The 15,513-nt window shown below is 73.6% G+C and carries 6 protein-coding genes and 1 pseudogene; 6 read left to right on the top strand and 1 reads right to left on the bottom strand.

The window, feature by feature from the left end:
* The 6 genes and pseudogenes from ACZ7L9_RS22275 to ACZ7L9_RS22250 all read left to right on the top strand — a co-directional run.
* Positions 1–4,380: SDR family NAD(P)-dependent oxidoreductase (locus ACZ7L9_RS22275; RefSeq protein ID WP_471417309.1), on the top strand; the 4,380-nt coding region annotated here is incomplete at its 5' end.
* Between the two features lie 85 nt (positions 4,381–4,465).
* Positions 4,466–10,654, top strand: a complete 6,189-nt coding sequence (locus tag ACZ7L9_RS22270; RefSeq protein WP_471417323.1) for an acyltransferase domain-containing protein — start codon at positions 4,466–4,468, stop codon at positions 10,652–10,654.
* A pseudogene (locus ACZ7L9_RS22265) lies at positions 10,651–11,419 on the top strand (metallophosphoesterase family protein). The gene ACZ7L9_RS22270 and the pseudogene ACZ7L9_RS22265 overlap by 4 nt, the downstream one beginning before the upstream one ends.
* Complete coding sequence (locus ACZ7L9_RS22260) at positions 11,416–12,045, top strand: 4'-phosphopantetheinyl transferase family protein (protein ID WP_471417307.1); 630 nt, start codon at positions 11,416–11,418, stop codon at positions 12,043–12,045. The pseudogene ACZ7L9_RS22265 and the gene ACZ7L9_RS22260 overlap by 4 nt, the downstream one beginning before the upstream one ends.
* A gap of 75 nt (positions 12,046–12,120) precedes the next feature.
* A complete protein-coding gene (locus tag ACZ7L9_RS22255) occupies positions 12,121–12,912 on the top strand; it encodes a thioesterase II family protein (RefSeq protein WP_471417305.1) in 792 nt (263 codons plus the stop codon).
* A gap of 11 nt (positions 12,913–12,923) precedes the next feature.
* The gene (locus tag ACZ7L9_RS22250; protein WP_471417303.1) at positions 12,924–14,348 is read left to right on the top strand and encodes a DHA2 family efflux MFS transporter permease subunit; all 1,425 of its coding nucleotides are present in this window, start codon (positions 12,924–12,926) and stop codon (positions 14,346–14,348) included.
* 771 nt (positions 14,349–15,119) lie between these two features.
* Here the strand turns inward: ACZ7L9_RS22250 and ACZ7L9_RS22245 are convergent.
* A complete protein-coding gene (locus ACZ7L9_RS22245; RefSeq protein WP_471417301.1) occupies positions 15,120–15,476 on the bottom strand; it encodes an MDR/zinc-dependent alcohol dehydrogenase-like family protein in 357 nt (118 codons plus the stop codon).
* Between the last annotated feature and the right edge of the window lie 37 nt (positions 15,477–15,513).

Genomic DNA, 15,513 nt, shown 5'->3' with positions numbered 1-15,513 from the left:
GTGTCGGAGGAGGTGTGCTCGCCGGAGTACTGGGTGCGGCATGTCCGTGAGGCTGTCCGGTTCGCGGATGCGGTGCAGACCCTGGAAGCCGAAGGCGCGACGGCATACCTCGAACTCGGTCCCGATGGCGTGCTCACCGCCATGATCCAGCAGATCCTGGCCGAGGACAGCACCGCCGTCATCGTCCCCGCCCTGCGCCGCGAACGTCCCGAGGCGCGCACCCTCACCACGGCGGTCTCCGAACTGCATCGCTGCGGTGTCGACTTGGACTGGGAAGCACTCCGCGGCGCGTCGGTCGACTGGGACACCTTCTTCACCGAGTCGGGCGCCACGCGCGTCGATCTGCCCACCTACGCCTTCCAACGGCAGCGTTTCTGGCTGGAGGACGCTGCCGAGGACTCGTCCTCGCACGATGTCGTGTCGGTCGGTCTGAAGCCGGCCGGTCACCCTCTGCTGGGTGCCGCGATCTCGCTGCCCGACAGCGAAGGTTTCCTCTTCACGGCCCGCCTGTCGTTGCGCTCGCACCGCTGGCTCGCCGACCATCGCGTACATGGCGGACTCATCGTCCCCGGTGCCGCCCTGGTGGAGCTGGCGGTCCGCGCCGGTGACGAGGTGGGCTGCGGCACGCTGGAGGAACTCACCCTGGAGTCCCCGCTCGCGCTCCACGAGGACGGCGGGGTGCAGTTGCGCGTGCTGGTCGAGGCACCGGACGTGGGCGGGCTTCGCGCGGTGAGTCTGTTCTCCCGCGCGGAGGACGCCGCCGAGGACATGCCCTGGGTCCGGCACTGCACCGGCGAGCTCTCCTCCGCTGCCCGCCCCGCCGAGGACGCCGGAGCCGGTCTCTCCGTGTGGCCTCCGACGGGGGCCGAGGCCGTGGAGACCGGTGGTCTGTACGAGTCGCTGGCCGAGGCGGGGCTCGCCTACGGAGAGGTCTTCCGGGGTGTCCGTTCGGCGTGGCGGCTCGGTGACGAGATCTTCGCCGAGGTGGCTCTGCCGGAAGAGGCGGCGCAGGAAGCAGGCCAGTACGGGCTGCATCCGGCGCTGCTGGACGCGGCGTTGCACGCGATCGGTCTCGGTTCGTTCGTCTCGGACGACGGATCGGGGGCGCGGCTGCCCTTCGTGTGGTCCGGTGTGTCGCTGTACGCGGTGGGGGCGTCCTCGCTGCGGGTGCGGATCGCCCCGGCCGGTACGGACAGCGTCGGGCTGACGCTGGCCGACACCGCAGGCCGCCCTGTGGCCACGGTCGACGGACTCGTCCTGCGCGCCGTCCCCGGTGACCGACTCGGGGGCGGTGGGGAGACGCCCGGCCTGCGCGACGCGCTCTTCCGGCTCGACTGGGCCGAGTCGGCCGTCCCGGACACGACCCCGCCCGCCCTCGACTGGGCGCTGCTGGGCTCCGGCGCTTCCCCCCTCTTCCGCGCCCTGGCATCCTCGGCCCCCGGCGTCCGGACGTACGAGGACCTCGACGCCCTCGCCGCCTCGGTACCCGCGGTCGTGGTCCTGCCCTGCCCGGGCACGATCCCGGACCGGGGTGACGGCGACGAGGCCGAGCGGGTGCGCACGGTGGTCGGCGACGCCCTGCGGAGCGTCACCTCCTGGCTGGCCGACGAGCGGTTCGCCGCCTCCCGGCTGGTGCTCGTGACCTCGGGCGCGGTCACCACCCGGGCCGAGGAGCCCGTACGGGGCCTGGCCGCGGCCGCCGTCTGGGGCCTGGTGCGTTCGGCCCAGGCCGAGAACCCGGGCAGGATCGTCCTGGTCGACACCGACATGGACGTCGCCGGCTACGCAGACGTCGACGCCTACGAAGACACCGACGCGTACGCAGGTACCGATACCCACGCGTACGCGGGCACCGACGGGGACGTCCGCGCCGCCGTCGGCACCGGCGACGGCGGCTCCCTGTCGGCGACCACCAGCGTCCTGCCCGCCCTCCTGCCAGCTCTCCTGGCCACCGACGAGAGCCAGTTCGCGCTGCGCGGCGGTGCGGTCCTCGTACCGCGCCTGGCCAGGGCCCGAGCCGGAGACGCCCTGGTGCCGCCGGCCGAGGAGGCCGCCTGGCGGCTCGACGTGGTCGGCCGGGGCACGCTGGAGAACCTGGCGCTGGTCGCGGCCCCGGAGGCGGCCGCCCCGCTGGCGGCCGGGCAGGTCCGGATCGGCGTCCGGGCCGCCGGCCTGAACTTCCGCGACGTGATGCTCACCCTCGGGCTCTACCCGGGTGACTTCGTGTTGGGCGGCGAGGGCGCGGGCGTGGTTCTGGAGGTCGGTCCGTCGGTGACCCATGTGCGTCCGGGCGACCGGGTCATGGGCATCTTCGACGGCGCGTTCGGTCCAACCGTGGTCGCGGACAGCCGCACGGTCCACCGCATCCCCAAGGACTGGACGTTCGCCCAGGCCGCCGCCACGCCCATCGTGTTCATGACGGCGTACTACGCCCTCGTGGACCTGGCCCGCGCCCGGCGCGGCGAGTCCGTGCTGATCCACGCCGCCGCGGGCGGTGTCGGCATGGCGGCCGTGCAACTGGCGCGGCACATGGGCCTGGAGGTGTACAGCACGGCGAGCACCGGCAAGTGGCCGACGCTGCGGACCATGGGGCTGGACGACGCGCACATCGCCAACTCCCGCACCCTCGACTTCGAGCGCGGGTTCCTCGACGCCACCGACGGCCGTGGCATGGACATCGTCCTCGACTCGCTCGCGCGCGAGTTCGTGGACGCCTCGCTGCGCCTGCTGCCCCGTGGCGGCCGGTTCCTGGAGATGGGCAAGACCGACATCCGGGTACCCGAGGAGATCGCGGCCCGGCACACCGGTGTCGCGTACCAGGCGTTCGACCTGGTGGACGCCGGGCCGGAGCGGATCGGCGAGATGCTGGCCGCCCTCGTCGAGCTGTTCGAGAGCGGGGCGCTGGAGCCCCTGCCGGTGACGGTCTGGGACGTCCGGCGCGCGAAGGACGCCTTCCGCCACGTCAGCCAGGCCCGGCACGTCGGCAAGGTCGTGCTGACCGTGCCGGCCCAGCCGGACCCGCTGGGCACCGTCCTGATCACGGGCGGCACCGGCACGCTGGGTGCGCTCATGGCCCGTCACCTGGTGACGCGGCACGGGGTACGCAGGCTGCTGCTGACGTCCCGGCGCGGCCGGGACGCGGCCGGGGCGTCCGCGCTGGAGCGGGAGCTGACCGCGCTGGGCGCGAGCGTCGAGATCGCCGCGTGCGACGTCGGCGACCGGGCGGCGCTCGGCGGGCTTCTGTCGTCCATTCCGGCGGACCACCCGCTCACGGCGGTCGTCCACACGGCCGGTGTCCTCGACGACGGCATCGTCTCCTCCCTGACCGAGCAGCGGCTGGCGACAGTGCTGCGGCCCAAGGCCGAGGCGGCGCTCGCCCTGCACGAGCTCACCCGCGACCTCGACCTGTCGGCGTTCGTCCTCTTCTCGTCCGCGGCAGGGGTCTTCGGCAATCCCGGTCAGGCCAACTACGCCGCCGCCAACGCGCTGCTCGACGCGTTGGCGCAGCACCGCCGTGCGCAGGGCCTGCCGGCGACCTCGCTGGCCTGGGGGCTGTGGGAGGAGTCCAGCGGCATGACCGCGCACCTGGGAGACGCCGGGCGGAGCCGTACCGGGCGGGCGGGCGCCCCGGCGATCAGCTCCGAGGAGGGCGTGGCGTTGTTCGACACCGCTTACGCCGACGGCTCCGCCGTCCTGCTGCCGGCCCGGCTCGACCTGGCCGGGCTGCGCGGGGCGGCCGGGCCGGTCCCGCCGCTGCTGCGCGATCTGGTCCGGGCGGCGGCGCCGGGGCGGCGGGTCGTGGCGATGGCCGCGGACAGCCCCGACACGGTCCCGCCCGCCGAGCGGCTCGCCGGGCTGTCCAGGGCGGCGCGCGACCGCGCACTCCTGGAACTCGTACGGGAGAACACGGCGGTCGTCTTCGGACAGGCGTCGCCGGACCTGGTCGACGTCGCACGTCCGTTCAAGGACATGGGCATCGACTCCCTGACCGCCCTTGAACTGCGCAACCGGGTCGCCGCGGCCACCGGGCTGCGGCTGCCTCCGACGCTGCTCTTCGACTACCCGACGCCGGTCGCCCTGGCCGAGCGGCTGCGGGAGGAGTTCGGCGACCAGAACGGTGACCAGGAGCAGGAGGCGGACATGGGCCGGTCCGTCCTCCGGGAGGTTGAACGGCTCGAGTCCGTCCTCGGCTCGCTCGGCTCGGCCGGCTCGCTCGACGCGGCCGACGAAGCCGCCGTGACCGTGCGTCTGCGGGCACTGGTCGCGGACTGGACGGCCCGTACCACCACTGGCGCCGAACCGGCCGGGGACACCGACATCGAGTCGGCGACCGCGGAGGAGATCTTCAACCTGCTCGACAACGAACTCGGCACCCTCTGAACCCCAGTGCCCCGGCCGTGCCGTCCTGGCCCTGCGTGCCAGTGAACTTCCCATGGAGCAAACCCACGTGACGAACGCCGACACGATCACCCAGACCAACGAAGCCAAACTGCTCGACTACCTGAAGCGAGCCACTGCCGATCTGCGCGAGAGCCGGAACCGCCTGAGCGAGGTCGAGGCCAAGGAGCGCGAGCCGATCGCGATCGTCGGCATGAGCTGCCGCTTCCCCGGCGGTGTGCGATCCCCGCGGGACCTGTGGGAGCTGGTGGCTCGCGGCGGGGACGCGATGACGGACTTCCCCACCAATAGGGGCTGGGACGTCGACGCCCTGTTCGACGACGACCCGGGCAGGGCGGGCACCTCGTACGTGCGCAAGGGCGGCTTCCTGCACGAGGCGGTCGACTTCGACGCCGACTTCTTCCGGATCTCGCCACGTGAGGCGCTGGCGATGGACTCCCAGCAGCGGCTGCTCCTGGAAACCGCCTGGGAGGCGTTCGAGGACGCGTCCATCACTCCCGACTCGGTGCGCGGTACGGCGGTCGGCGTGTTCGCCGGGGTCATCCACCACGACTACGCGTCCAGGCTGTCCGCCGTGCCAGAAGGCCTCGGCGGCTACCTCAGCACCGGCACGGCGGGCAGCGTCGCCTCGGGGCGCATCTCCTACGTGCTGGGGCTTGAGGGTCCTGCGGTGACGGTGGACACGGCGTGTTCGTCGTCGCTGGTGGCGCTGCACCAGGCGGTGCAGTCCCTGCGCCGCGGCGAGTGCACCATGGCGCTCGCCGGCGGCGTCACGGTCATGTCGTCCCCGGGCCCGTTCGTGGAGTTCAGCCGACAGCGCGGCCTCGCGCCCGACGGCCGGTGCAAGTCCTTCGCCGAGGGCGCCGACGGTACGAGCTGGGGCGAGGGCGTGGGCATGCTGCTCGTGGAGCGGCTGTCGGACGCGGTGCACAACGGCCACCGGGTACTGGCGGTGGTGCGGGGTTCGGCCGTCAACCAGGACGGGGCGAGCAACGGCCTGACCGCACCGAGCGGACGGTCCCAGCAGCAGGTCATCCGCCAGGCGCTGCGGAGCGCGGGGCTCACGGCGTCGGACGTGGACGCGGTCGAGGCCCACGGGACGGGCACGAAGCTGGGGGACCCGATCGAGGCCCAGGCACTCCTGGCCACCTACGGGCAGGGGCGGTCGGAGGACCGTCCGCTGTGGCTGGGGTCGATCAAGTCGAACATCGGGCACACGCAGGCCGCCGCGGGCGTGGCGAGTGTCATCAAGATGGTCATGGCCATGCGCCACGGGACGCTGCCGCGCACCCTGCACGTCGACACACCGTCGTCCCAGGTGGACTGGACGGCGGGCGCCGTCTCCCTGCTCACCGAGGAGCGGCCGTGGCCGCGGTCGGGGGAGCCCCGGCGTGCCGGGCTGTCCTCCTTCGGCATGAGCGGCACCAACGCCCACGTGATCGTCGAGGAGGCACCGGCGGCCGACCCGGCGGTGCCCGGCCGGACTGCCCCCGACACCGCACCCGAGTACGCGGACGCCGCCCCGGTGCTGGCCTGGCCGCTCTCCGCGCACAGCGAGGAGGCGCTGCGCGCCCAGGCCGAACGCCTGCGGGCCCATCTGGACGGCCGGCCGGAGGCGGACCCCCGGGACATCGGCTTCTCGCTGGCCACCGGGCGCTCGACCTTCGGACACCGGGCCGTGCTGCTCGGCACGCGCCCCGACGAGTTCCGGGAGCGTCTGGACGCCCTCGCCGGCGGAGAGGCGGGCGCCGACCTCGCCGGACTCGTCACCGGCACCGCCGGCACCGGGGCGGACGGCGGAGTCGTCTTCGTCTTCCCCGGCCAGGGCACCCAGTGGGCCGGCATGGCCGTCGAACTGCTGCGGGACTCCCCGGTCTTCCGCGATCGGATGCACGCGTGCGCCGACGCCCTTGCCCCGCACGTCGACTGGTCGCTGCTCGACGTGCTGCACGGCGTTCCCGGGGGACCGGGCCTCGACCGGGTGGACGTCGTGCAGCCCGCGCTCTTCGCCATGATGGTGTCGCTCGCCGCCCTATGGCAGTCGTACGGCGTCGAGCCGGACGCGGTCGTCGGCCACTCGCAGGGCGAGATCGCCGCGGCCTGCGTGGCGGGCGCGCTCTCCCTGGAGGACGCCGCGCTCGTGGTGGCCCGCCGGAGCAAGGTGCTGACCGAACTGTCCGGCCGCGGCGGGATGCTGTCCGTCTCCCTGACCGCGTCACGCGTGGCCGAGGACCTGCGTCCGTACGGGGACCGGCTGGCCGTCGCCACCGTCAACGGGCCGGACTCCACCGTCGTCGCGGGCGGGACCGAAGAGCTGGACGAACTCCTCGCCCGGTACGGGGCCGAGGGCGTCCGGGCCCGCCGCATCCCGGTGGACTACGCCTCGCACTCGCCCCAGGTCGAGTCGATCAGGCAGCGCCTCCTTGAGGTGCTCGCACCGGTCAGACCCCTGGCGCCGAGCCTGCCCCTGTACTCCACGGTGACCGGCGCGGTGGTGGACGAGCCGCTGCTCGACGCGGAGTACTGGTACCAGAACCTGCGTCAAACCGTGCAGTTCGAGCAGTCGGTGCGGGACCTCGTCTCCGACGGGCACCGCTTCTTCGTCGAGGTGAGCCCCCACCCGGTGCTCACCCTGGGCGTCAGCGAGACGCTCGGATCCGGCCGGCGCGCGGCGGTGGTCGAGTCGCTGCGGCGGGACCGCGGCGGCCTCGACCGCTTCCTGGAGTCGGCCGCCGAACTCCACGTCCAGGGCGGCCCGGTCGACTGGAGCGCCGTCTTCGAGCCGTACCGGCCCCGGCTGGTCGACCTGCCGACGTACGCCTTCCAGCACCGGCCGTACTGGCTGCAGGGCGGAGCGACGGGGACGAGCGGCATCGGGGCGCCGGGGACGCGCGCGACCGGTCACCCGCTGGCCGGTTCGTACCTGGAACTGTCCGAGACCGGAGCGCTGCTGTTCACCGGCACGCTCGCACCGCGCACCCGTCCCTGGCTCGCCGAGCACACCGTGTTCGGCAACACGACCGTGCCCGCGTCGGTGTTCGTCGAGGCGGCCCTCGCGATCGGCGGCAGAGTGGACCGCCCGCGCGTCGAGGAGCTCACCGTGGAGACCCTGCCGGTGCTTCCCCGGCACGGGGGCCTCGAACTCCAATGGCTCCTTCAGGCCCCGGACTCCGGCGGCCGGCGCCGGCTCACCGCGGCGTCCCGGCCGGCCCGCGGCACCGACGGCGACGACGAGCCGTGGACCGCTCTGCTGACGGCCGAGCTCGCCCCCGCGCAGCAGGACCTGGTCGCCTTCGACCTCGCCGTCTGGCCGCCCGCCGGGGCCCACCCGCTGCCCCCGGAGGAGCTGTACGAGCGGCTGGCCGACGCCGGGCACCGCCACGGTCCGGTGCTGCGGAGCGTCACGGCGGCCTGGCGGCGCGACGACGAGTTCTTCGCCGAGGTGGCGCTCGACGCCGAACTCCACGACGAGGCCGACGCCTTCGCCCTGCACCCCGTACTCCTGGACGCCGCACTCCACCCGGCCCTGGCCGCCGCCCCGGAAACGGGCAGCGACACCGGCCCGGGGGACGGCCCGCTGCTCGCGCGGTCCTGGCACGCGGTCGAGACGCACGCGACCGGAGCCCGGTCCCTCCGGGTACGAGCCGTTCTCGGCGGGACCGGCACGGTGGCCGTGCAGATGGCCGACGCCGCCGGACGTCCTGTCGCGTCGGCCGGAGCCGTCCGCACCGCCCCGGCCGCCGGTGCGCCCGGCCCGACGGCCGGTCCCGCCACGGCTCTGCGCCTGGTCTGGGAGGCCGTGGGGGAACCGGCGGGAACGGCCTCCGCCCCCCGGAGCTGGGCGCTGCTCGGCGCCGACGGCGCGCAGGCCGAGGAATGGCGGCAGGCGGGCCTGGGGACCGACCACTACGTGGACCCGGCCGCCCTGCTCGGCGTCGCCGCGTCGGGCCCGGGACTGCCCGAGGCGGTGCTCGTTCCCGTCCCGCCCCCGGCCGGACCGGTCACCGGCGACGCGGTACGCGACGCCGTCTCCCGGACCCGGCGGCTCCTCGACGACCGCCTGGCGGGCGCCCGCCTCGTCGTCGTCACCCGCGGCGCCGAGTCCGTGCTGCCCGGGGAGACCGTCACCGACCTCGTCGGCGCGGCCGTACGGGGTCTGGTCCGGGCCTTGCGGTCCACCCCCGGTGGCCAGGGCGACCACCTCGTCCTCGTCGACCTGGACGACAGCGAGGCGAGCCGGAAGGCGCTGCCCCAGGCTCTGGCCACGGGTGAGCCCGAACTCGCCTTCCGGGACGGCGTGATGTACGCCCGCCGCCTGGCGCGGTCCGCCCCCGTCGACGTGACCGGGAGCGGGACCGGGCACCCCACCGTCCTGCTCACCGGCGCACTGGCCGGCCGACGGGCCGACCAGGTCGTCCGCCACCTCGCGGTCCGGCACGGCGCCGGTCGGCTGCTGATCGGCGGCAGCCCCGACGCGTCCCTTCTCGAAGCCCTGCGCGACGCCGCCCCCGACAGCCAGGTGCGCGCCACCGGCCCCGGCGCAGGCCTTGCCGACGAGTCGCCGACGATGCTGCTGCACCTCGCCGGGGCGGGTGGGGCGGCCACCGACGACACCGTCCTCGGCGCAGAGATCGACGCCGTTCTCGCCCTGCACCGGCTCTCCGGCCTTCCCGGCGACTCCGGGCAGCGGCCCCTGCTCGCCCTCGCCACTCCGCTCGGTGCCCTCGGCGCCCCCGGCCCCGAAGGCCGCGGACACAGCGCGGTCCTCGGCGCCTTCCTCCTCGCCCTCGCCCGGCAGCGCCTGGCCTCCGGCCTTCCCACGGCCCTGGCCGCGTGGGGCACCGACGACGGCCTTCGACCCGCCGCACCCGGCCCGGCGGGCGACACCCCGGACGGCATCCCGCCCGGCCTGGCGGTGCTCCGGCCCGCCGCGGGCCTCCTGCTGCTCGACGCCGCCCTCGCCACCGGTGACATCCTCGTCGGGGCCCGTCCGGACCTCGCGGGGCTGAGCGCCTCCGGCACCGACGTACCGGCGCTGCTGCGGGGCCTGGCCCCCGCGCCGCTGCGCCGGGCGGTCAACGAGGAGGCCACGGGCGGCATTCCGCTGCGCGACCGGCTCGCCCGGATGCCCGCCGAGGACCGGGAGGCCGCCCTGGCCGCCCTGGTGCGCGCGCACGCCTCCGCGGCCCTCGGGCACGCGCGTCCCGACGACCTGCCGGTGGAACGCTCCTTCACCGAGCTGGGCTTCCAGTCCCTGACCGCCCTCCAGTTGGTCCGCCACCTGGAGACGGCCACCGGGATCGGTCTGCCGCCCGCAGCGGTGTTCGACCACCCGTCCGTCGCCCGGATGGCCCGCCATCTGGGCACCCTGCTCGACGCCGACTCCCGGCCGGGCCGCCCCGCGCCGCGGCCGGACGGTGACACACTCCTGCACCTGCTCCGCACCGCCCACGGACAGGAGCGCACCGCCGAGGGCGCACAACTGCTGATGGCGGCCTCCCGGTTGCTGCCGGAGTTCGGCGGCCGGGACGAGGTGGCTTCCTGGCCGGCCCCGGTGCGGCTCGCCCCGGAGGGCGAACTGCCCGGCATCCTCGCCTTCCCTTCCCTCGGCGCGGTGTCGGGGCCCCACGAGTACCTGGGCCTCGCCTCGGCCCTTCTCGGTACCCGCGGCCTCGCCGTTCTGCCCCACCCGGGGTTCACGGGCGGCGAGGGGCCCCTGCCGCGCACCTGGCGGTCGCTGGTCGAAGCCCAGGCCGATGCCGTGGCGGAGGCCTCGGGCGGCACACCCACGATCCTCCTCGGACACTCCTCGGGCGGCTGGGTCGCGCACGCCGTCGCCCGGGAGCTCGTTGCGCGCGGGACCGCGCCCGCGGCCGTGGTGCTGCTCGACACGTACGCGCGTACCGAGGACGGCCACAGCCTGTCCGTTCTCACCGGCCGGCTCCTCGACATCGCGGGCGACGGCGGGAACGCCTTCGTGCCGCCGACCGATGCCGGGCTGCTCGCCATGGGCGGCTATCTGCGCGTGTTCGCCGACTGGACCCCCGAGCAGGCGGCGGCGCCGACACTGCTGCTGCGCGCCACAGCCGCCGGCGAAGGGCGTCCCGCCGACCGGCGTGACGCACCCGACGGTTGGGAGCACGCCGACTGCGAACTGCCCGCCCCGGGCGACCACTTCTCCCTCCTGGGAGCCGACGCCGCGACCACGGCCGCCGCCCTCGACGGCTGGCTGCGCGGACGGGAGACGCGCGGATGACCGGCCCCGGTGACCTGCCCGCCCGACTGCTCGCCGTGTCGGACCTGCACATCGCCCACGAGGAGAACCGCGCGTTCCTGCGGGAGCAGATCCTCCCCCGCTCGCCCGGCGACTGGCTGATCGTGGCCGGGGACGTCAGCGAGACGGCGGCCGAGATCGAATGGGCGCTCGGCCTGCTCAGCCGGCGCTTCGCACGGGTGGTGTGGGCACCCGGCAACCACGAGCTGTGGACCCCCAAGGACGACCCCGTCCAGTTGCGCGGCGAGGAACGATACCGGCATCTGGTGGAGGTCTGCCGCCGGCTCGGCGTGCTGACCCCGGAGGACCTCTACCCGGTGTGGACGGGCGCGGGCGGACCGGTCGTCGTGGCACCGCTGTTCGTCCTGTACGACTACTCCTTCCGCCTGCCCGGCCTCTCCAAGGAGCAGTCCCTCGCCCACGCCTACGACACGGGCGTGGTCTGCACGGACGAGCTCCTCCTCCACTCTGGTGAGGAAGGACACCGAGCTGCTGCGCCACCCGCAGTTCGCGCAGTGGTGCGGGACCACCCTGACCGCCGACTGGCACCGGCGCTACCGTGCCGCCGCTGTCGTGTACGGGCATCTGCACATTCCGCGTACCACCCACCACGACGGCGTCCGGTTCGACGAGGTGTCCATCGGCTATCCGCGCGAGCGACGCGTGCGCGGCCTGCCCCGCGGCCTGCCCCGCGGCCTGCCCCGCGGCGTGCTGCGCGACGTGCTGAGAGCGGAGGGGGAGGAGTGATCGGCGCGATCCTGCCGCCGAACTTGGCGTGGGCCACCTCGCACTACGACCCGGTGGACACGGTGCTATTCCTGGAGGAGGAGGCACTGGTGGCGGATTCCGTGCCATCCCGGCGGGCGGAGTTCGCCACCGGCCGGCACTGTGCCCGCCTCGCGCTCGCCGACCTCGGTGTCCCGCCGGGGCCGATCGTGTCCGGTCCGCGCGGCGAGCCGCGCTGGCCCGACGGGATCGTCGGCAGCCTCACGCACTGCGCGTCGTTCCGGGCCGCCGCCGTGGCACGCCGCACGGATCTGCTCGGCCTCGGCATCGACGCGGAGCCGCACGCCCCGCTGCCGGACGGAGTCCTGGAGGCGGTCGCGTTGCCCGAGGAGCGGACGCACATCGCCCAACTCGCCTCGTACAGGCCGGAGATCAACTGGGACCGACTGCTTTTCAGTGCTAAGGAGTCGATCTTCAAGGTATGGTTCCTGCTTGCACGGAGTCCGCTCGGTTTCGACGAAGCCCGGATCGAGCTGGGAGGGGACGGACGCTTCACGGGGCGCCTCCTCGTCCCCCTGCCGCGGGTGAACGGACTTGCTCCGGCCGGGTTTGCGGGGCGATGGGCAGTGGGCGGGGCCTGGTGCTGACAGCGGTGACCGTCCCGGTCGGTGGGCCCGCCGACCTCGGTACGGCGGAACGACCGAAAGAGAAAAGGACGCGACATGGCTGACCACCACGCCCTGAGTGACCTCTGGCTCAGGCAGTACCACCCCGCACCCGACGCCGACCTGACCCTGGTCGCCTTCCCGCATGCCGGTGGCGCCGCCAGCTACTTCCAACCATTGTCGACGGCGCTCTCTCCCGGCGTCGAAGTGCTGTCCCTGCAGTACCCGGGGCGGCAGGACCGCAGGTCCGAGCGGGGCCTCGACAGCATCGACCAACTTGTCGACGGCATCTTCCAGGCGCTGAACACCCGGACCGCCCGCTCGCTGGTCTTCTTCGGACACAGCATGGGGGCCACGCTCGCGTTCGAGACGGCACGCCGGATGGAGCAGGAGTCCGACGCGCGTCTGCTCGGCCTGATCGTCTCCGGCCGGCGCGCGCCGCGGACCGTACGCGACGAAACGGTTCATCTGCGGGACGACGCCGGCTTGATCGCCGAGATCCGCAGGCTGAATGGCACGGACTCCGCCCTGCTGGAGGACGAGGAGATCCTGCGGATGATCCTTCCGTCGCTGCGCGCCGACTACACCGCGGTGGAGACGTACGCGTACCGGGAGGGCCCGTCGCTGCGCTGCCCGATCAGCGCCCTCATCGGCGACGACGACCCGCAGGTGACCCGGGCCGAGGCCGGGCGCTGGGCCGAGCACACCGCGGCGGACTTCCGCATGCACGTGTTCCCCGGGGGCCACTTCTACCTCAACTCCGGCCCGGCCGAAGTGATCAGGACGCTGACCGAGGACCTGGCCGCCTACCGCTACACCCACAAGATGTCGGAGAAAGAAGAGGTCTGATGGAGGATCAATTGAGTACCCCGGCCCGCCCTTCCTTTGGGACGGTGATCTTCGCCGTATCCCTGCCCATGTTCATGGTCGCACTCGACAACCTCCTGGTGACCAACGCGCTCACCGCGATCCGCACCGACTTGGGTGCTTCTCCGGAGCAGCTCCAGTGGGTGACCGACGCGTACATTCTGGGCTTCGCCGGCCTGCTGCTCGCCGCCGCCGGATTCGGTGACCGGTTCGGCCGTCGCCGTGTGTTCATCAGCGGCATCACCGCCTTCACCCTTGCCTCCCTGGGCTGCGGACTGGCCTCCTCCCCGGCCCTGCTCATTCTCTTCCGCGCTCTGCAGGGCATGAGCGCCGCCGCGGTCCTGCCGATATCCCTGACCCTGCTCGCCATGGGAGTACCGCCGGAGCGGCGCGGCGCCGCCATCGGCCTGTGGAGCGGCATCAGCGGCCTCGCCGTCGCACTGGCCCCGCTGATCGGCGGCGCCATCACCACCGGCCTCGACTGGCACTGGATATTCCTGGTCAACCTGCCGGTCGGCGTCGTCGCCGTGCCCCTGGTGCTCAAGGTAATCTCCGAGAGCCACGGCGCACCGACCAAGCTGGACGCGCCCGGCCTGCTGCTGGTCGCCGCGGGGGTCGTCGCCCTCGTGTGGGCGATCATCGAGGGCAACGCCCGGGGCTGGACCTCGGCGAGCACCCTCGGCACCTTCGCCGCCTCCGCCGTGCTGCTCGTGGTGTTCGTGCTGTGGGAGCGCCGCGTGGAGGCTCCGCTGCTGCCGCTGCGCTTCTACCGCATCAGGGCGTTCACCCTCACGAACCTGGTGTCGCTCGCCGTCTACTTCGGCATGTTCGGCGCGACGTTCCTGATCGCCCAGTACCTCCAGACGGTGCGCGGCCACTCGGCGCTCGTGGCCGGCCTGTGGACGCTCCCATGGGCGATCATGCCGATGTTCATCTCCCCGATCGCCGGCAAGCTCGCCGCGCGGGTCGGTGGAGGCCCCCTGATGGCGCTCGGCATGTTCCTTTCGGGCCTCGGCCTGGGCTGGTTCAACCTGGTCGCCGGGGTCGGAACCGCGGACTGGCAGCTCATCGCGCCGTTCGTCCTCGCCGGCGCGGGCATGGGCCTCGTCTTCGCCCCCACCGCCACCGTGGTGATGGGATCGGTCCACCCGCAGGAGATAGGCAAGGCCTCCGGCGCCAACACCACCGTCCGCGAGATCGGCGGCGCCCTCGGCATCGCGGTCCTGGCCAGTGTCTTCGCGGCCAAGGGCGGTTACGCGGAGAAGCAGAGCTATGTGGACGGCATGGCGCCCGCCGTCTGGATCGCCGCGGTGGTGGTCTTCGTCGGCGCCGCCCTGGCCCTCGGCATCCCGCGCCCCAAGAAGGCCGCGCCGAAGCCGGCGGCACCCGCCGCGCCAGCCGCGAAGTCGGCGGCCTGACCCGCTCGTCGCACGCGGGCCCCGTGCCGGTTCGCCGTGGTCGACCGCTCGGGCCGGTGACCGCGGCGCACCCGGTGCCCGCGGGCGGCCTTCGGCCGGGCATGTGATCCTGCCAGGGAAGGCATGCTCAGCACAAAGGCCGCGGGGACGGGTCCGTCGCGTCACGCGAGTTCGCCGTGTCGCGCGGTTCGACGGGGCCGCTCTGTCCGCCGTCGGCGGTCGCGTGTTCCGACGTCCGGGAGGGGGACGGCGCCTCCTCACCCGTAGCGCTGTAGGTGTCAAGAACCACGTCCGTGCTGGTCACGCCACGGGTTGGCACTCGTGCAGGATGCCGACAGGTGAAGGCGACGAAGTTGCACCCGGGGGAGGCGGTGCAGGAGTGCGGCGAGCAGTGCGCGGTCGGGCCAGGTGGATCTCGGCTTGTCGATTTGTCGCTGCACTCGCGGGTGTACGAGTACGGGCAGCTGCCGGGTGAGACGGCGGATCGGGCGGCGCACGTACTGATGGAGGAGTTCGGCATGAACACGACCGGAGAGCCGCACAGAGTGATCCTGTCAGCCAGCTCCCCTGGTGGCCGTTCACGGACCTGACGAGCAGCTGGAATACGGCCGCTGCGCCGAGAGTTGACGGGGCCGACGCGCGCCGCGGGTCCCGTCCGTGTCGCTCCAGGCGGCCGCGCTGTCCTAGAGGCGGCAGCTGATGCCGAACGCGGCGGTGATCTCCTTGCTGCGGCGGCGGGAACCACCCCGGTGACCAGGGATCCGCGCCGGCTCAGGACGTGGGCGCAGAGCGTCCGATCGGGCCCAGGCCCAGCATGGTGACGCGGGTTCCGGCGACATTGCCGAGCTTCGCGGTGGCGTACAGCACGGTGGTCCGCGGCTGGATCAGGTTGGCCTGGGCCTCGGTGAGGTGATCGACGGCCACCGGGTGGGGCGCCTCGCGGTCGGCGAGGTAGCTCTCCGCCAGGACGTGTTGGCCGGTCTTGAGATCGGTGCCGTTGGCGTCGGCCACGTGGCCGACGCTTTCGTGGATGGGGAAACCGATCCGGCTGGAGCACGGGTCGGCGGTGCTGCGCCATTTGGGCAGGTCGTTGCCGCACAGCGCCATGGTGCTCAGGCGGACCGTCACCTGCCCGGGGTGTCGGCTCCGGTTCGGGGGCGTCGGG

Source organism: Streptomyces sp. NPDC111516 (assembly GCF_055635345.1).
The sequence above is the reverse complement of the archived record's forward strand: the minus strand, read 5'-3'. Positions and strand labels throughout refer to the sequence as shown.

What these genes read in the sequence shown, in the direction of transcription:
- ACZ7L9_RS22255 (WP_471417305.1), top strand. Translation starts at nt 12,121, where the DNA reads ATGGCTGACCACCACGCCCTGAGTGACCTCTGGCTCAGGCAGTACCAC.